Below are 18131 nucleotides of genomic sequence, written 5' to 3'. Positions count from 1 at the left end.
ACGGGCCGCGACCCGGCGCCGCGGCCGGGCCGCCCCGGAGCGGCTCGGAGCGGCCCCGGAGCGCCCCGGAAGTGACTCCGAGCGCCCCCGGAGCGGACAACGCCGCGGGGCCCGGTGGAGTACCGGGCCCCGCGGCGTGAGGGTGGGTCGGGCGGTCCTGTGGCGGGCGCCGGGTCAGAACGCCTCTTCGGCCAGCTCCATCAGCTCGTTGTCGATGTTCTCGGCGATCTGGCGCTGCGCGGCGGTGGTCGGCAGCACGGTGCGGGCGAAGTGCTTGGCCGCGGCGACCTTGCCGCGGTAGAACGGCACGTCCTTCTCGGAGGCGCCGGCCTCCAGCTTGGCGAGCGCGACGGCGGCCTGGCGCAGCAGCAGCCAGCCGACCACCACGTCGCCGGAGACCAGCAGCAGGCGGGTGGTGTTCTGGCCCACCTTGTACATGTTCTTGACGTCCTGCTCGACGGACGACAGGTCGGCGATCAGGGTGCCGACGATGGCCTCCAGGTCGCCGGCGGCCTTGGCCAGCAGGTCGCGCTCGGCGGCCAGCTCGGCGCCGCCCTCGCCGGCGGCCAGGAACTTGGTGATCTGCTCGTTGACGGCGGTCAGCGCCTGGCCGCCGTCCTTGACGATCTTCCGGAAGAAGAAGTCCTGGCCCTGGATGGCGGTGGTGCCCTCGTACAGGGTGTCGATCTTGGCGTCCCGGATGTACTGCTCGATCGGGTACTCCTGCAGGTAGCCGGAGCCGCCGAAGGTCTGCAGCGACTGGGCCAGCTGCTCGTAGGACTTCTCCGAGCCGTAGCCCTTCACGATCGGCAGCAGCAGGTCGTTCAGGCGCTCGGCGGCGGCGTCGTGCTCGCCGCGCAGGCGGGCGGCCAGCATGTCGTCCTGCACCGAGGCGGTGTAGAGCACCAGGGCGCGCATGCCCTCGGCGTACGCCTTCTGGGTGAGCAGCGAGCGGCGCACGTCGGGGTGGTGGGTGATGGTGACGCGCGGCGCGGTCTTGTCCATGAACTGCGAGATGTCGGCGCCCTGCACGCGCTCCTTGGCGTACTCCAGCGCGTTCAGGTAGCCGGTGGACAGGGTGGCGATGGCCTTCGTGCCGACCATCATCCGGGCGAACTCGATGATCTTGAACATCTGGCGGATGCCGTCGACGGTCTCGCCCAGCAGCCAGCCCTTGGCCGGGTGCTTGGCGCCGAAGGTCATCTCGCAGGTGTTGGACGCCTTGAGGCCCATCTTGTGCTCGACGTTGGTGGCGTAGACGCCGTTGCGCTCGCCGAGCTCGCCGGTCTCCCAGTCGAAGTCGAACTTCGGCACGATGTACAGGCCCAAGCCCTTGGTGCCCGGCTTGCCGCCCTCGGGGCGGGCCAGCACCAGGTGGATGATGTTCTCGGACATGTCGTGCTCGCCCGAGGTGATGAAGCGCTTGACGCCCTCGATGTGCCAGGAGCCGTCCTCCTGCTTGACCGCCTTGGTGCGGCCGGCGCCCACGTCCGAGCCGGCGTCCGGCTCGGTCAGCACCATGGTGGCGCCCCAGAGGCCCTCGACCATCCGCTGGGCGACCTTCTGCTGCTCCTCGGTGCCCTCGTCGTAGACGACGCCGGCGAAGGCCGGGCCGGAGGAGTACATCCAGATCGCCGGGTTGGAGCCGAGCACCTGCTCCGCGTACGCCCAGACCAGGGAGTTCGGGGTGACCTGGCCGCCGATGCCCTCCGGGATGCCCAGGCGCCACCACTCGGCGTCCATGAAGGTCTGGTAGCTCTTCTTGAAGGTCTCCGGGATCGGAGCCGTGTTGGTCTCCGGGTCGAACACCGGCGGGTTGCGGTCGGCGTCGACGAAGGAGGCCGCGAGGTCGTTCTCGGCCAGCCGGGAGATCTCGCTGAGGATGTTCTTCGCGGTGTCGACGTCCATGTCGGCGAACGGACCGGTGCCGTACACCTGGTCGCGGCCGAACACCTCGAAGAGGTTGAACTCCACGTCCCGCAGGTTGGACTTGTAGTGACCCATGACCGTTTCTCCGGTTCGTCTGCTCCACGGGCGGCCGCTTCCGGCGCACCGCTTACCCACCAGTACGCCCCATGATGCTACCGGTTGGTAACTTGTTCAAGCCCCCTGACGTGACGGAGCTATGAACGTGGTCACGTCCCACAATGGCCCCCCGGGCCGGATTGTGCGGATCACCCGCCCCCAAGCGGGGCGCGGCCCGATAGCCTTGTCCCCGTGTACGGCTACGAGCAGAGCGCCTACCAGGACCCCTACCAGCAGCAGATGCAGCAGGGGATGTCCGGCATGCCCGGCCCCGGGTACGGCGACCCGCAGGCCGCCCAGCAGTCGCTCTACCCCGAGCCCTCGCCGCCCTCGCTCGCGGACGCGGTGCGCGCCTTCACCACCGGCGCGATGCCCGTGGAGGACTTCCAGGCCATCTTCATCACCTCCAAGGTGTACTGCCCGCGCGGCGACCGCCCCGGCTTCCTGGCCCTGCACAACACCCCGACCCCGGTCATCCCGATGTTCAGCTCGCTCAAGGAGCTGAAGCGGTACGCGGGCAAGGAGTCCAAGCACTTCTCGGTGACCGGCGCGGAGATCCTCGACCTGCTGCCCACCGGCTACGGCTTCGCCCTCGACATGGAGGGCGAGCACCGGATGGTCTTCGACGCGCGGGCGGTCGAGCAGATGGTGGACTTCACCATGCGCCGCATGTACGGCTGACCCCTCCCCCTCCTCCCGCGCCTCCCGCCGGACGGGAATGCGTCCAAGTAGTTCAACGTTCAACCTTGCGAGTGGTTGATGATTGAACTACTGTGGTGGACGTAGGCCACAGACCCGCCTAAGGAGGCCGACATGCCCGCCGTGACCGTCGAGAACCCGCTGACCCTGCCGCGCGTCACCAGCCCCGACCCGGTGCACAGCACCGCCCGGCCGGTCCTCACCGTGGCCACCACCCCCGAGGGCTACGAGGGCGAGGGCTTCCCCGTCCGCCGGGCCTTCGCCAAGATCAACACCAAGTTCCTCGACCCGTTCATCATGATGGACCAGATGGGCGAGGTCGACTACGAGGCCGGCGAGCCCAAAAGCTAGTCCAGTTGGGGCAGTAGTGGCAACAGGGGTCTGACCTGCGGAAACGCAGCTGAACGTCCGAAACCGAACCATCGAGGAGGCCGACATGCCTGCCGTGACCGTAGAGAACCCGCTGATCCTGCCGCGCGTCGCGGCCCCCGCCGAGGGCGCCAACGCCCGCCCGGTTCTGGCCGTCGCGACCGCCCCCGAGGGCTACGAAGGCGAGGGCTTCCCCGTCCGCCGCGCCTTCGCCAAGATCAACCAGAAGTTCCTCGACCCGTTCATCATGATGGACCAGATGGGCGAGGTGGACTATCAGGCTGGCGAGCCGAAGGGGACGCCTTGGCACCCGCACCGGGGCTTCGAGACCGTCACCTACATCATCGACGGCACGTTCATTCACCGTGACTCGCACGGTGGTGGTGGCACCATCACCGACGGCGACACCCAGTGGATGACGGCGGGTTCGGGCCTGCTGCACATCGAGACGCCGCCCGAGTCGCTGGTCATGTCCGGTGGTCTGTTCCACGGTCTCCAGCTGTGGGTGAACCTGCCCGCCTCCGACAAGATGATCGCCCCGAAGTACCAGGACATCCGCGGCGGCAGCGTCAAGCTCCTCGCCTCGGCCGACGGCGGCGGTCTCCTCCGGGTCATCGCCGGCGAGCTCGACGGCCACCAGGGCCCGGGTGCCACCCACACCCCGATCACGATGATCCATGTCTCGGTGAACCCCGGTGCCCAGGTCACCCTGCCCTGGCGCCCGGACTTCAACGCCCTCGCCTACGGCCTGGCCGGCAGCGGCTCGGCGGGCGAGGAACGGCGTCCGTTCCACATGGGCCAGGCCGTGGTCTTTGGCGACGGCGACAGCCTCACCATCCGCGCCGATGAGAAGCAGGACTCGCGCTCGGCCAACTTCGAGGTCGTCCTGCTCGGCGGCCTCCCGATCCGCGAACCCGTCGCCCACTACGGCCCGTTCGTGATGAACAGCCACCGCGAACTCCAGCAGGCCATGGAGGACTTCCAGGCCGGCCGCCTCGGCACCGTCCCCGCCGACACCAACTGACCCGTATCGCCACGCCGGACAAGGTCCCGACCGCACCTGTGCGGCCGGGGCCTCGCCATGCATGCACCGAGAACCTTGAGACCGGCGTCTCCGGCCCGGACGGCCGCGCCCCAACAACGCCTGACGGCGACAGGGTGGGAAGGCGGAGTCACCTGGTCTCATGCTGGCATCGGACAGCTGGCTGTTATCCAGTCATCGAATGATCACTTGCGATCCAATACAGGCATCACACCGCTAAACACTTCGATATATGGCCGATTGGCGGAGACCAAACGGTCATCCTGGGCAGTAAGATCCAGCCATCGATACGGTTCACATATGGCCGATTTTGTTCATCAGAGACATGGAGTCCCGCTCGAAGCTTATGAATTGACTCGGCGAGATCATGCTTCACAGAAGACCTCAGATCAGATCCGTGACGCCGTCAACAAGCAGGTTGAAGAGTGGCAAGCCGAGGAGGCGGCGAATCCGGAGCTTTGGCGGCAGCGGAACGCTCGCCGCGAAAAGGCGCTTGAGATGATGGGATCGTTCAAGACCTCAGATCATCAGATCATGCGCTGGCGCGTACGTCTCTACTGCAGCCACATCGTGGAGACGAAGCGGCACTGCTCCATGGCCAATCCCACGATGCACGGATCATCGTCGATGCGGTGCCCGGATTGTGGCAAAGACCCTTCGGTCATCGTGGCCTACGAGCCACTCGGGCTTGTAGTGGAACCACCAAATGCCAGAAACGCCCCCGTTCCAGCCCCCAAGAGCAACCGCCTCACCCGCACCCAGCTTGAACAACGTATCGCGGCCTTGGAGGCCGAGAATACGCGGCTCAAGACCGAGCGTGGTTCGTGAGACCAGCCGCATGGAACCGTCGTCCGCCGCGTGTCATCACAACGGTCCGAACTCCGTTTCCGGCCGGTAACGGTCCTAGGAAGCAGTAGTGCGGCAGAACGCCGCTTTGGCTCAATAGGTACATGGAGATCAACGAGAACTGGGCCTATCGTGCCCAGCCCAAGATGCTTGGCAGCGCGGTCCGCCGCGTGGAGATCGTCCGAGAGAGCGGTCCGCGTCGGTCAGCCCAGGTGCACGTTCGGTTCCTCGATGGAGAGGAGGCTGGGCTGCAGGAATGGGTGGCACGGGCTTCACTGGTCGCCCGGTGGGCTGACGTGGAGGTCTTCCGTGCTGACGATGCTGCGGAACTGAGGCTGACCGAAGCGTCCCGGCAGGTGCGCAAGAGTCCCGAGTTCGAGGCGGCCCGGACGGTCCTGGGGTTCGTCCGCCCGAAGAGCCAGGTCCGGCTGCGCAAGGGTGTGGCTGACGCCGGCGTGTTGGAGCTGACCGATCTCGATGCCACAGCGCGTCGTCTGGACCTCGATCCAACCGAACTGCGCGCCGATCCGATGGTCTACGAGACCCGGTCCGGGCTGTGCCTGGCGGGCTGGCCGGTCGTCGAGCGGATCGCCCGGCGGGCTGCGAAGGTGCTGGCCGAGGAGATCCTGCCGGAGGTCGATCGTCGGCAGGAAGCCGTGGACCGCGAGCGGGCCCTTCCGTCATGGCACTCCTGGGAGCGCCGCCGGGACGACGGGAAACTGAAGACCGAGGACGACGCCCTCCGCACCGTCCGCGAGTGGTGCGGCCAGGAGCGGGTGGACCGCTATGACGAGCTGCTTGCCCTCCGCGAAGAGGTGGAACGGCTGAACACCCTGATCGAGCGGGCCGTGAAGGCGTTGCGCGAGCGAGGGCACGGCGTCATTGCCTCCACCATTGAGCGCGACCTTGGCGTCCGTATCTCCAGCCTTGGTCCCGAGGTGAGGCGCTGAGGTCGCGCCAGGGGGCCGCCTCACGGGGTGGTTGGGCGGGCTCGGCCGGCGGTGTCTCCTTGACGGGCTGATGCGGGCTCCAGCCGTTGAGGAAGGGACGCAGGGCCTCGTCAGTGGGTTCGGTCTCGAAGTCCTCGACGCCGAGCCCGCGGCCGGGCGACGTCGGATCGATCCTGTCGGCTTCTTTCGCACCCCAATCGGCCCACTGGCGCAGGCGCCCGGCCTCCGCGACGGACGTGGCGCGGGACACGGATTCCTCCAGCTCCGCGCAGAACCGGCGGATCTCAGCTGCAGCACGCCACCGGTCCAGGGCTGCCGCGAAGGTCTCCGCTCGCGCAGCCTCGGCGGCGTGGACCTTGGCGGCGGCGACGGCTTTCTCCCACTGCCGCTGCTTGCGCTCCTTCTCCTCGGCCTCCAGTCGTCGCCGCTCGGTCTCCGCCAGCTCCCGTTCCTCCCGAAGGCGTCGTTGCTCGGCTTCGTACGCCAGGCGGCGCTTCTCCTGGTCCTCGGCGTGCGCCTTGAGTGCCCGGAAGGCACTGCCGATCTGTTCCTCCAACGGGCGGTCGGGCCTGTCGCAGTACTCCTTCTTCCAGGCGCTGGCGTGGTTGTAGCCGTAGGGATGGGGTTCGACCAGGTAGAGGTCGAGTTCTCCGGACGGCTCGGTTCGGTAGGCGGGTGTGACCCGCTGCCAGTCGTACGTCTTGCGCCGCCCCTTGGGGACAGGCACGTACTTGACCTGCTGCTGCCGCTCCTTGAAACCGATCTCCCAGGTCCGGCCGTGGACGTTGAGCATCGGCCTGGCCTGCCGTCGCTTCTTCGAGATCGTGACGTCCCCGTGCCTCGCCAGGGCTTCCTCGGCGATCAGACGGACGATCGGCAGCACTCGTGGGAGCACCTCCTCGGAGATCTCGAAGGCGCTGTGGTCGGCTGTGATCGCCGCGATCACGTCGTCGACGTCGGTGATGACCCGGCTGCGCTGGAGGCGGATCCGGTTCCACTCGGTCTCGTCGAGCCCGTTCGTCCGCAGCAGGCCGAGGAAGAAGTCTCCCTTCTCCCGCCCGCTGTACTTCAGCTGATAGCCGTCGGGCGCATACTCCCGGGCGGCATCGAAGGCCCGCCGGAGCCGCGCACGTTCCTCGGGCGGCGGGTCCGAGATACGTAGGAAGCGCCCGGCCTGCTGGACCTGCTCGATCAAAGCTAGGCCAGTCACCGAGCGGGGAGGCGGCAGCGGGCGGGCTGAACGGGTAGGAGTCAGCGGCTTCGGGCTCCTGGCCCCGTCGTCTGGTTGAGCATCCTGCCTATGGGCCTTTGCAGCGGGTTCCTGAACTTGATCACGATCTGCAGACCGGCCGGGCCGCTTGGCCGGCCGATCCGGGTGATAGCCATGCTCCAGATAGAACTGTCCGACGTCGGTGATCTCCGCCAGCCACTTCTTCTCGGCGGTCCTCGGCATGAGAACCAGCCCCCGCTCCTTGAGTGCCCGCACAGTGAGAGCGAGCGCGGGTTCGTCCGAGGTAACAGGGTTGGCTCCATCACCGATACGAGTCAGGAGTGCGAGCTGACGCTCGTTGAGAGGAGTCCAGCGGTGCATATCGTCTTGGTGTCCCCTCACTCCTGTCCAGCACAAGCCAATTGATCGGCCCTGCTGGCGGAATTCACCGTCGCCGCCCCCGTTGGGGCACGACTAGCCCTACCGCCCGGTACGGACTTGGTGGGGTCGGGCGGCCTGCCCGACCCCACCGCAGTTTCACTTGGTAGCGAGACCGATCAACTCGTTGATGCTTCTCATGTCCCGCATCCCGTGGAGGTATCCCACTCCACGATGAAGGTGTACCAGAAGCGTGTTGGCGACGTTCTTCTCGGTTGGTTCTTCGCCATCGGAGACGCAGCGCTGCTGGATCAGCGCCATGTAGATGTCTCCGTGCTCGCCGGCGAAGGTCCGCCAACTCATCTCTACGTTCGAGTCCGTGACGATCTCTCGGACCAGTGGCGTGCTGGGATCTTTCAGGGAGACGGCGAGCGCCCAGCGACACAGCACGTTCCAGTGGGAGATTCCGGTATGGCGCTTGATCCAGACGAGCTGATCACGGGCAGTCTTTGACAGGCGAATGATCTCAAGCGACATGGACGGCTCCTGATGTCCACCAGTATCCGGGGACGACAGCAGTGGTGAGCTCTGTATCGTCGTGGACCAGCATGTAGGTGTGCGAGATCGACGGCTTCAGGCGGGCGAGCAAGTGCTCGTCGATCTCCTCATCGGTGGAGAGCAGCAGCACTTGGCGGCCAGCGTTGGGGAAATAGCGGTCGACGAGATGCTGACGGTGCTGGCTGTCGAGCCGACCCAGTGGTGTGTCGATGACACTGGGAAGGCGGTTTCCTGCGACCTTCATCAGACCAGCCAGGAGCGAGATAGCAAGGAGCTGCCGTTCACCAGCGCTGAGACGGCCAAGGTTGAGCTCCTCGCCCTCCTCGTCCCACAGCTTCAGGGCGAAGCTCTCCGCATCGATATGGAGGTTCTTGACTAGCCCGCGCTTACGCATGAGCTCGTTGAAGCTCTGCAGGACCGCCACTTCCAGGAGCCCAATATGGCGCTTGACGAGCGCGGTACTGAACTGCGTGAGAGTGCCTCTTGTACGCTCGGCATAGTCGAAGAGCCTCTTTGCGGCCTCTGCATCCCACGTAGAGTCGCCCGCTTCCTTGCGGGCACGGGTTACGGCGGCTTCCAGTTGGTCGCGTCGGCGCTTCAGGTCCTCGATGATGGCGCTCGATCGGTCGTGGTCGGCTCGTGCTACAGCAACTTGGTCGTGAAGTTCTCGCCGCTTGGCCATGATCGACTCAACGCGGGTCTGGTCGGGGACGCTCGAGAGCTGCTGATCAAGAGTGTCCAACTTGTCCTGCAAGTCCGCGGACTCGCCCAGGAGCTCGCCTGCCCGCTTCCGGTCGTGAGCGAGTGTCTGGCGGAGAACCGCGAACTGGGCCACGGCATCGTGCGGAAGACGGAACCCGTGCTCCCAGCTGGCAACCGCGGCACGCTTCTTTCGGTCCGAGGCGAGCTTCCGCGACACCGACAGGCGTGCGGAGTTCGGGAGGCCATCAAGCAGACCAAGAAGCCACTCGTCCCTGTCCGCCAGCACATCCACGACTTGAGACGCCTTGGACGCCTCGTTCTCCTGCTCGGCCTGCTTACCCAGCATCTCCAGCTGATCCTGAAGAAGAAGCAGGGGGAGAGACGAACCCGCAATGCTCACCAGAGCCAATGACGTGGCCTCGACCTGTGACTTCACCCGCCCACGGTCAGCCTCAAGGTCCTTCACGCGCTCGAAGAGCCGTCCCCCCTCGCGCTCGAAGTCGCTCTCCGACTGCTCCAACTGGCCTTGGAGACGGTCCAGGTCTGTCTTGAGCCTGCTGCGCTTCTGAACTTCCGAATCCACGGCGCTCACAGCCGCCTCGTACTCGGCCTCCCGGGATTCGAGCACAGCCATGAGTTCCTGGTCCTTGGGAGTCATCTCCTGACGGCGCTGCAGGGCGGCCAGGTCAGTACGCAGCTGCTCGACTGCATGAACCCCCATGAGTGATCGGACTGCAGTCCGAATCACGGCACCGGCCTGCTCCGGGTCAGCAAGCGCCTCGATCTTTTCCCCGTCAAAGAAGAACAGGGAAGAGAGGTCGAAGGGAAGTATTTCCTCTACGTGCTCGAGCCACCCATTGGCAATGACTGGCTCAAGGACTCCATCGATCTCAACCCTCAGGGTATCCTTGCCATCGGCGCCCCAACTACGGACGACCGTGTAAATCTTCTCCTTGTCCTCTACTGCGATTGAGAACTCGATCGCGACCGATGCACCCTCGCCGGCCTCAACCTGCCTGTTGATGCTCTCGCGCAGAAACGACTCGTAGTTACGGCCGCCGCGAGCACTGCAGTTGGCACGCCTGCCGTACAAAGACAGCTGGATCGCGTCAAGCAGCGTGGTCTTGCCGCATCCGTTCAGGCCTCCGATCAGTACGATCGGACGATTCTTCTTCGGGGTGAGTTCGAGTGAGTGACGACCTCGGTAGGCCCCAAAGTTCTCCAGGGTGATCTTATTCAGGAGCATTGGCGCTGTTCTCTTCGTCGAAGATGCTGGGCGTGGTGGACCTACGTGAACGCAAGGCCCTCTTACGCTGGGCGAAGGCGAGGGCGTCCTCCTGGTCGACGTAGTAGCCCTTTTTGATGGTGTCTTCCAACGCCTTGAACAGGCCCGAACGGCGGGTCATGGTGCGGTATTTCCGCTCCACTCCGAGCAGTGCCCTGGTTGTCTCGAAATGCAAGGTGTCGCCCTGGCAGATCTCTTCAAGGATCTTCATCTCATCAGCGCCCAAGACCAGTTGGGCATCCAGTGTGCGGCCAGGGAAGTCCACACCTGTGGTCTCGCGGTAGATACGCGGGAGAGAGTCTTCCACCTCATGCTTCTCAAACACCCAGAGCCGACGGATCTCGTGCAGCTCGTCCATCGTGATCAGCTCGATGTCCCGCACGTTCTCAGGAGCGTGCTCGCGCACCCACGTTTGCGCCTCCAAGAGGTCCCGCAGCCATTCCTCCCGGGCCGACTGCTTGTACGGCCCGTGGACAACGTCCTCCCCGTCCCCGAAGAGCATCACGCTGCCGTTCATGCGCCGGAAGTCGCGGATCGGCTTGTCTGGCAGCGGCTTCCCCGTCTCCTCGTCATGCCCGAGAGGCGCGTCCAGCTTGTTGCGCAGAGTCAGGAGCGGAAGCATCCACTCCTTCTCGTCATCGTTCTGGATCATGGCTGACATGGACTTGTCCTCTTCGACGAGGGTGCAGGTCCAACATCCGAATCGACTAGAACCACAGGACGGTGTGGTGTTGTCGACGACGAGCGGACACTCGCCGTCTGCCGAGGCGCCCTGATACATGGTCAGGAGGTCCTTGTTGTCGTACCCCCAGGGGTTTTCCTGCTGCATGAGGAAGGCCCATACGTCCTCGTTGGTCCACGCCTCCACGGGGCTGTAAACGAGGGAGTTGGGCAGGTTGCCGTTCGGAGAGAGGCGGTCGCGAACACGTCGTTCTTCGTGCTTCGCCATGGCCCGGGCACGCGCCTGGCTTTCCGCCTTACGGATGCCCAGCACGAGGATGGCCTCGCCGTGCTCCTGCACGACGCTGCGGATGAACTCGTTGGACGGCCTGATCTTCAAACGCTCGGTGCACCAGCGGAATTTCGGGCGCGGTGCGGGGTAGCCCCGGCCGATCAGGGACACCCAGAAGCTGTCCTTGATCTTCGGCGTCAGGCGATGCGGCTGGATCGGAAGATCCTGATCGACAGCCGCCTGATGCATCTTCTCCAGCGAGTGCTTGACCCACATGGCGACAACAGGGTTCTCAACAAGGGTGTCGGTACTGATCACGTGAACCGGCTTGGTTCGCTGATCGGCCGGCAGCCCCTGCAGCGCGAGCCAGACCAACTGGAGGACGGCGGTGGAGTCCTTGCCCCCGCTGTAGCCAACGACCCACGGGACCTGGTCCGCGGTGTAGAGCTCACGGATCTCCTCAGCGAGCTCCCCCACGACCTCCGCAAGTTTCCGGCCTCCGAAGAGCGGGCGTCGTACCTGGACGAGTGGGAGGGTGGTCATTCGTCTCCTCGCATGTACGCATCCTCAACCCGCTGCTCCTCGGCGCCGAGGGGAAGCTGCAGGTGATGGCGCAGATAGTTCACGGTCAGCGTCACGTTCTGATGGTTCTTGGAGACCCGTCCCGCCACGATGGCTCTGCCGGCCCAGTCCTGGTTGGTGCGGGACCAGTCCACCTGCTTGAGCGGCGCTAGCCTTGGTGTCCACTCTGTCGGGTCTGTTGACTCGCGCAGAAGCGTGTTTCCGAGGCGGCCAAGAGCATGCAGGGCGATGCCGTGGCTATGGATGAAGTCCCGCCGGATATCCGGCGCGGACAGCTTGCGTTCGCGCGCCAAGCGCCACTCAGGGATGGCCGCGTCGACCGTCTCCCAGAAGGTCTGCGCCAGGGACACCGCCTGCTCCTGACTGGCCAGCTCAATTCCCTGCAGTAGCGACTGGGTGGCGAAGTACAGGGCACTCAGAGTGAAGAGCCGGCGCGAGCTTGAAGAGAGGGTGCTCTTCTCCATCTCCACATGGCCGGTGAACACTGATGACCGCAGCACCAAGAGGCGGACGAGCGCAGAGTCCTCATCGCGGTGGTCGTAAAGCACGCCGATGGACCGCGGCGGCCTGACCGCATGCCGGTTGAGGTCAGCGAACATTTGCTGGCAGCGAGAAAGTCCTGTGTCGTGGAAGAACACCACCGCGATGGTCTCGTCGCCGAGGTCGGGGTTCTCCTTGAGGGCCAGCTCAATCGCGCCCCGGCGATGCTGGCCATCGTTGATCAGGAAGCGAGCGTCCATGGGGATGCGGATCTGGCCGGCGCGCATGCCAGGACCCTCGTCGTGGATGCTCTCGAAGATCATCTCGCCGTCGACGGACGCCGTGAGGGCACTAAAGACGTAGTTGTCCGGGTTGTCCAGGATGTACTTCGCGAGAGCCGGAAGCCTGCCCTTGTTGAGCACGCGCTGAGCTCTGACCTCGGCGGCGAGCTCCTCGTCGTCGAACAGGAAGATCTTCGGGATCAGCCGCAACGGGCACATGGAGACGTAGAACTCTCGCCCAGCCTGTACCCCTCGGATGGCAGGGAAGACGTACTCGAAACCCGATGACGTCCTTGTGCCTGTCTTGGTAGATGTACGCGTGCCCACCTGCGCAAGGGTATCGTAGCCACGTCACCGATTTAACGTTTGCGACGTGTCCTGCTTACCGAAGACTGCCTGGGGGTCTGCTGATGGCGACGTACCTGGACGCGGCGGCAACCACCCCCGTCGACCCGCGTGTCGCGCAGGTGGTGCTCCACTGGATGACCGAGGAGTTCGGCAACGCCGGGAGTCGGACCCACGAGTACGGCACGCGCGCCAAGCGCGCGGTGGCGCAAGCTCGCGAGTACCTCGCAAGGACGGTAGCCGCCAAGCCAGAAGAGCTCATCTTCACCAGCGGAGCCACCGAGTCCAACAACATCGCGATCCTCGGCCTTGCCCCGTTCGGGGAGAAAAGTGGTCGACGTCACATCATTGCGTCAGCCATCGAGCACAAGGCCGTTATTGAGCCTCTCGAACACCTGGCCTCTCGCGGCTTCGAGGTCGAGTTCATCAAGCCGGACCCCAGTGGCAGGGTCTCCCTCGAATCCGTACGTGAGCGTCTGCGGCCGGAGACTCTGCTCGTCTCACTCATGCACGTGAACAACGAGACCGGCGTCATCCAGCCCGTCGCGGATCTGGCCCGCGAGCTCCAGAAGACACCTACTTATCTTCACGTCGATGCCGCCCAGGGCTACGCGAAGGTGGCCGAGGACCTCAAGGCCCCCATCGACATGATCAGCATCAGCGGTCACAAGATCGGTGCGCCGAAGGGTGTCGGGGCGCTCGTACTACGCCGCCGCGGCTGGAACAAGGTCCCCCTTGAGCCCATCATGTTCGGCGGCGGCCAGGAGCGGAAGCTACGGCCAGGCACTCTTCCTGTGCCCTTGATCGTAGGGCTCGCCGAAGCCTCCCGGATCTTCCACAGTGAGCACGCGCAGTGGAAGAAGGAGTCAGAACGGATCCGGGAGGTCCTCCTCGCCGCGCTCGCACAGACTCGCTTTACGATCAACGGCGACCCTGCCCATTCGGTTCCGCACATCCTGAACGTTTCCTTCGCCGATCTGGATGCTGAGGCACTCATCGTTGCGCTGCAGGACCAGGTGGCAGTGGCGACAGGCTCAGCCTGCACAAGCGCCTCGTACACGCCCAGCCACGTCTTGACGGCAATGGGCCTTCGCGAGCACACGGCAAGGAACGGGCTGCGACTGTCCTGGCTGCCCAACCAGCTGAAGGGCCTCGACGTCGAAGCTGTTGTGGCTGAGGTGCTCAAGCTTCAACCGGAAGCCTGATCTGGTCTCCGCTTGACTAGGCGATGCCCTTTCAGGTGCCAGCCACAGCGGGCGAGCTCGGCCTCCCAGCCAGCCTCCGTCCCGATCAGGTGTGGCTTGGCGTAGAGGCCGGCTCTCACCTCGGCGTCCGTCAGACGTCGGTAACGTGCAGCATGCGGATCATCCGGGGCAAGGAATTCGTGCTTGCGATGTAGTAGAGGGCGGTTTGTCGATCCCTCATATGAACGATGAGAAGTCTTGAGCGAGCGCAGGTCGACCTGGTAGTCACTGCAGATCCGCGGATGCGGATCGGAGTCGAAGTCGGGGTAGTGCAGCCAGCTCGCCGCGCGCCCATCGTGCTTGAGCTTGACGAGCGTCCACTGTTCAGGGCGTCCCGCCGCGATCGCAGCGCAATGCTCGTAGAGCCGAAGGACTGTCGGCATCATGTCCAGGGAGCGCTTGTGAACGTACAGCGCCGTCGGCGTCAGCTTGCCAGCCCTGGAGGCGGACATAGCGCCTCTCACGTACGAGTCATCACGTAGCTTGAGAAGCAGGCGATCAGCTCGATTGCACGCCTCCCTATAGGAGGAGAAGAAGGCTCGAATATCCAACTGGACAGATAGTGGAAGGCTCGCGAAGGGGCCCCTTCCGTTAAACAGTTCAAGCGCCAGGAACAGCAGGGTGTCCAGGGTGGATCGGCGAGCAGAAGCATCGACCAGCTCCTGGCGGGCGGTTTCACGGAGAAGTTTCCGCATAGCCGACGGATTAAGCTGGGCGATAATTTCCGCGATCGGTCGTGGCGCTTCTTCCAGCCGTGGCGCCCGGCCACGGCTTTCGACGTATTCCACCAATGCCTTGATGGCGCCGTCTGCCTCGTGGGACACTGCCCAGGTCAGCTGCGGAGCGATCCGCTTTGCAAGGTAACTGAGTCGGGCAGCTTCGTCCCTGAATGCGTAAATGATCCCGGGTGCCGCGGCCACGCAGCGCGATCCGGTGACATCCTCAACGAGTTGGCGAAGCTCGTGAGTGGCGAACAGGTGCTGGAACGTGCCCCGACTTGTGAGTACTCCGTCCGCTGCACGGTCGCCATGGACCTTGGAACGCTCCCACGTCAGGCGCGCCGACACGATCAGCACAGTTCTCGCCAGCGCCCACGCTGTTCGGAGCGTTTCCCTCCTCTCCGCCGGGTCCTCGATCACGTTCAAGACATAGGTCATGAGAACAACGTCAGCAGGACATTTCTGGGCATGCGGTTGGAAATGTGGATCCCACCCAGTGATCTGACAATCCAGACGTTTCAGTGCTCGCACGTCATCGCCACGGCCACATCCGAAGTCCAGGATCTTTCGATCCGGATACAGTTGACCGTCAATGAATGCCTGACGAGCCGGCACCGAAAGGCAGGACCGTGCGATAGCGGTGCGATGCCGCTCGCTCGCCCATCCCGGTTCTCCCACAGCCCCTCCCCGCCAGGTGAGGACCTGGCCCACATCCTGCACACCGCGCGCCTTCTAGACCGGCCGCACCCCGGAGATCGAGCTCTCCCCGAAGGCGGAGCCAGTACTGTGGCAGACGCCAGACGGCCTCACCTTATGAGAGCGTCCGCCAGCCGCTGCGGCCCGATCCAGCGAGCCACCGCCCAAGGATCGTGTGCCTGACAATAGACGCCCACGTTCACCGGAGTCATTGCACCCTTTGCATTCCTAGGGGCAGCGAAGAGCTCGGAATCGTCGATTCGAGCCGCACAGCCGTCAGGAGACTCGCAGCGTCGGCGTGTAGCCACCGTCCGCAGCACCCACAGGGCCTGGGGCTGCGTGACAGCTCCCAGCTCAGGGAGTGCAACTATTCCCAAGGCCCACGGGATCGCATCATAGATATTTGTGTATCTATTCTTTACCGAATTGCACCAGCCGCAGGCCAGACGTAGGTTGAAGACCTCCGTCTTTCCGCCCTGGGCAACCGGAGTGACATGATCAACCTCGATGCAGGCGTGAGCCGGCCGCGTGCGAGGCCTAGTGAAATCCACCAAGCTCGGAACAACTGGCAGGTCCCCGGACTCGCCCAGGAATTTACTTCGAGCTGCAGATCCAAATTGATATCCGCACAGATAGCAGCGCGGATCCGGCTGCGCCTGCGCCCACAGCTCGTCGCGCATGGCAGCAGTTATCGTCAGACGTTTGCGGTCGCGCCTGGCCTGCACCAGCTGCCATGCAAAATCCGTCAGAATTCTGGCGTACTTGTCGCGTTCATCCTTCGGAGAGTGAGGGCTGGCCTGGTTGAAGTGCGCCAGAACCTGCGCATGCACGTGACCGATGTTGAGATTGCTGTCAAGCTCGAACGGTGCGAGGTCTACAAGGCTCTCGATAAACCAGCGCCCCCATACCGTGGACAGGTCTCCCCGCAACAGCCAGCCGTGCTGTCCAGAAACTTCCTCGGGAACGGTGCGGTCCGAGAGCGCCTTGAGGCGCTCATCCGACCAGTTACTTGCAAGCGCCTTCTGGATCTCGGCGATGAAGCCCGCGACCTGCTGAGGCTGCATCACGCCCCACTGACGGGGTTGTACTGGCTTTCCTTCGGAAGCGACTCCGGGTTCTTGCGATAGTCGACCCAGAGCTTGGCCCAACGATTGCGAACCGCGGGAACGTCCTTCTTTGCGACATTCCAGTTCCGGTTGAAGTAGGAAGAGCTTACTTCCTCGAGCCACGACTCCATCGTGGCATCAACGTCGCCGATACTGCTCAGTGTCTTCTTCTGGGACCGCAGGTACTCGAAATAGTCGGCCGCCAGAATCGTCAGGCTCACCTTGTTGAAAAGGTTGCGCTGCGAATTTCCCCATGCGTTGGAGGCTTCCATGTCGGGCGAGCCGAACTTATCCCTAATATTGGAGTAGAAGCGAACAAATACGTCACGCCATGGACCGTCGGCACGACCCCACTCGGCAAGCCGCTCTTCCTGCGTCTCACACTGCGCCACGAAAGCGCTGTCTTCGAGATGATGCTTCGCCCAGATTCGCGCCCAGTCAAGCTTTTCGCCATAGAGCTTTCCGCCGGACAACTTCCGGAAGATGTTGACAAGCCCCGTGAGGACAGACCATTGGAGAGAGGTATTCTGGTCTCCAGAGATGCCCGTCTGGACCAGGTTCTTGAACGGACTTTCGTCCGATCGCGTCAGATAGGCAATAGCTTGAGAGTCGTCAAGCTTGATGTCCGCGTTCTTCAGCCGTTGCGCGACCGGCTCCAACTCCTCCTTACTGAGACTGGTTGAGACAATGGTCCCAAGGAGCGCCTTGTTTAGCGGAGTGGCCTTCTGATTCACCACAACAAACTGGAAGACATGCTCGCTCGGGCTGTCATCCATAAGCATCGACACCGGAAGCTGCCGGACGTGCTCGGCGATGAAGGATGAACTGGCCTGGTCCGGATCCATGCCCAACTCCGCCGACTTGAGAAGGTATTCCTTCCCTGCGTCGCTCTCCGTCAACAATTCAGCCGCAAGTACTGCACCCTTAAGCCGGTGCTGTCCATCGACGAGCATGGCCGGCTTGAGATAGCTGATCATGGCGGTTCGATCGAAGCCAAGAATGCGCTCGGGTTTGGCGCTGTCGTCGAGGGCTTCGAGTACCTTAATTCGACCCCTGAGCTCGGTGTAGAAGTCGGTAATATGGGTTTCGTCCGTCAATAGAACGCTGGCGGCATCAGTGTCGTCGACACCTGCGGCATTGTTCTCATCAACGTCTTCCTCTTCGTCCACCTCGACGGAATCCTCAAGACCGTGCTCGAGGCGCCCCCGCTCCATTATTGACGCCATGCGAGCCTGATCGAGGGGCATCTCTGCGAGGCTTGGAACGCGCAGCTCCAGTCGCTGTACGACTTGCTGCATGAGGTCGAGCAACGAATCACCACTGAAGTCACGGCTCGTGATTCGCAACGTGCCGAACTGGGGATGTCCATCTTGCGGGACAAATTCAACCAGATCCAGGCCCTGGGGTGCCGCGAGAAGCGGGTTCTGCACAACATTGCGCTCGTCATGATAGAAGCTTGAGAGCTCGCGGATCCGCGTCTTGCTCTCCTGACGCTGGAACCCGATGGTCTGCTCGTCCTGGAGACGACTGCGCTGAGGTACACCCACCCAGTCAGAGATCTCGGTCGCCCGCGCAGCAAAGAGCACCAACGGCTTCCCCGATGGCGTCTGCTGCGTCCGGTACGCCGGGTACTCATACGTGGTGATCTTGGCGTTCACGCGG

At 64.0% G+C, this 18131-nt stretch carries 15 protein-coding genes; 6 read left to right on the top strand and 9 right to left on the bottom strand.

Going from position 1 to position 18131, the window contains the following annotated elements:
* Positions 1-174 precede the first annotated feature (174 nt).
* Positions 175-2004: an acyl-CoA dehydrogenase gene (locus tag ACIP60_RS32990; RefSeq protein ID WP_400691713.1), complete on the bottom strand. Its 1830-nt coding sequence runs from the start codon at positions 2002-2004 to the stop codon at positions 175-177.
* Between the two features lie 213 nt (positions 2005-2217).
* Here ACIP60_RS32990 and ACIP60_RS32985 point away from each other — a divergent pair, with 213 nt between their 5' ends.
* The 5 genes from ACIP60_RS32985 to ACIP60_RS32965 all read left to right on the top strand — a co-directional run bounded on the left by ACIP60_RS32985 (position 2218) and on the right by ACIP60_RS32965 (position 5931).
* The gene (locus tag ACIP60_RS32985) at positions 2218-2706 is read left to right on the top strand and encodes an SseB family protein (RefSeq protein ID WP_033251964.1); all 489 of its coding nucleotides are present in this window, start codon (positions 2218-2220) and stop codon (positions 2704-2706) included.
* 132 nt (positions 2707-2838) lie between these two features.
* Positions 2839-3075, top strand: a complete 237-nt coding sequence (locus ACIP60_RS32980; RefSeq protein WP_400691710.1) for a hypothetical protein — start codon at positions 2839-2841, stop codon at positions 3073-3075.
* Positions 3076-3160: 85 nt separating this feature from the next.
* The gene (locus ACIP60_RS32975) at positions 3161-4117 is read left to right on the top strand and encodes a pirin family protein (protein WP_400691707.1); all 957 of its coding nucleotides are present in this window, start codon (positions 3161-3163) and stop codon (positions 4115-4117) included.
* 318 nt (positions 4118-4435) lie between these two features.
* A complete protein-coding gene (locus ACIP60_RS32970; protein ID WP_400691704.1) occupies positions 4436-4963 on the top strand; it encodes a hypothetical protein in 528 nt (175 codons plus the stop codon).
* A 122-nt stretch (positions 4964-5085) separates the two neighbouring features.
* Entirely contained in the window at positions 5086-5931 is an 846-nt protein-coding gene (locus ACIP60_RS32965; RefSeq protein WP_400691701.1) for a PE-PGRS family protein, read from the top strand.
* Here ACIP60_RS32965 and ACIP60_RS32960 read toward each other — a convergent pair.
* The 5 genes from ACIP60_RS32960 to dndB form a co-directional block, all read right to left on the bottom strand.
* Positions 5861-7522 carry a PE-PGRS family protein gene (locus ACIP60_RS32960; protein ID WP_400691699.1) on the bottom strand — a complete coding sequence of 554 codons (1662 nt, stop codon included), beginning with the start codon at positions 7520-7522 and terminating at the stop codon, positions 5861-5863. The genes ACIP60_RS32965 and ACIP60_RS32960 overlap by 71 nt on opposite strands.
* Positions 7523-7678: 156 nt before the next feature.
* On the bottom strand, positions 7679-8056 hold the full coding sequence (dndE, locus tag ACIP60_RS32955) for a DNA sulfur modification protein DndE (protein WP_400691696.1): 378 nt from the start codon (positions 8054-8056) through the stop codon (positions 7679-7681).
* The gene (dndD, locus tag ACIP60_RS32950; protein ID WP_400691693.1) at positions 8046-10025 is read right to left on the bottom strand and encodes a DNA sulfur modification protein DndD; all 1980 of its coding nucleotides are present in this window, start codon (positions 10023-10025) and stop codon (positions 8046-8048) included. Before dndD ends, dndE begins: the two co-directional genes overlap by 11 nt.
* Complete coding sequence (gene dndC / locus ACIP60_RS32945; RefSeq protein WP_400691690.1) at positions 10012-11559, bottom strand: DNA phosphorothioation system sulfurtransferase DndC; 1548 nt, start codon at positions 11557-11559, stop codon at positions 10012-10014. The genes dndD and dndC overlap by 14 nt, the downstream gene beginning before the upstream one ends.
* On the bottom strand, positions 11556-12686 hold the full coding sequence (dndB, locus tag ACIP60_RS32940) for a DNA sulfur modification protein DndB (RefSeq protein WP_400691687.1): 1131 nt from the start codon (positions 12684-12686) through the stop codon (positions 11556-11558). Before dndB ends, dndC begins: the two co-directional genes overlap by 4 nt.
* A gap of 83 nt (positions 12687-12769) precedes the next feature.
* Here dndB and dndA point away from each other — a divergent pair, with 83 nt between their 5' ends.
* The gene (gene dndA, locus ACIP60_RS32935; protein ID WP_400691684.1) at positions 12770-13909 is read left to right on the top strand and encodes a cysteine desulfurase DndA; all 1140 of its coding nucleotides are present in this window, start codon (positions 12770-12772) and stop codon (positions 13907-13909) included.
* Here the strand turns inward: dndA and ACIP60_RS32930 are convergent.
* The 3 genes from ACIP60_RS32930 to ACIP60_RS32920 form a co-directional block, all read right to left on the bottom strand.
* Positions 13894-15345: a DNA phosphorothioation-associated putative methyltransferase gene (locus ACIP60_RS32930; RefSeq protein WP_400691682.1), complete on the bottom strand. Its 1452-nt coding sequence runs from the start codon at positions 15343-15345 to the stop codon at positions 13894-13896. The genes dndA and ACIP60_RS32930 overlap by 16 nt on opposite strands.
* Positions 15346-15473: 128 nt before the next feature.
* Positions 15474-16427: an HNH endonuclease gene (locus ACIP60_RS32925; protein WP_400691797.1), complete on the bottom strand. Its 954-nt coding sequence runs from the start codon at positions 16425-16427 to the stop codon at positions 15474-15476.
* On the bottom strand, positions 16427-18127 hold the full coding sequence (locus ACIP60_RS32920; protein WP_400691680.1) for a hypothetical protein: 1701 nt from the start codon (positions 18125-18127) through the stop codon (positions 16427-16429). The genes ACIP60_RS32925 and ACIP60_RS32920 overlap by 1 nt, the downstream gene beginning before the upstream one ends.
* Positions 18128-18131: the final 4 nt, after the last annotated feature.

The organism is Kitasatospora sp. NPDC088783, from assembly GCF_044750705.1.
GTDB lineage: Bacteria > Actinomycetota > Actinomycetes > Streptomycetales > Streptomycetaceae > Kitasatospora > Kitasatospora fiedleri.
Note: the sequence above shows the minus strand (reverse complement) of the source record. Positions and strands in the feature narration are given on the sequence as shown.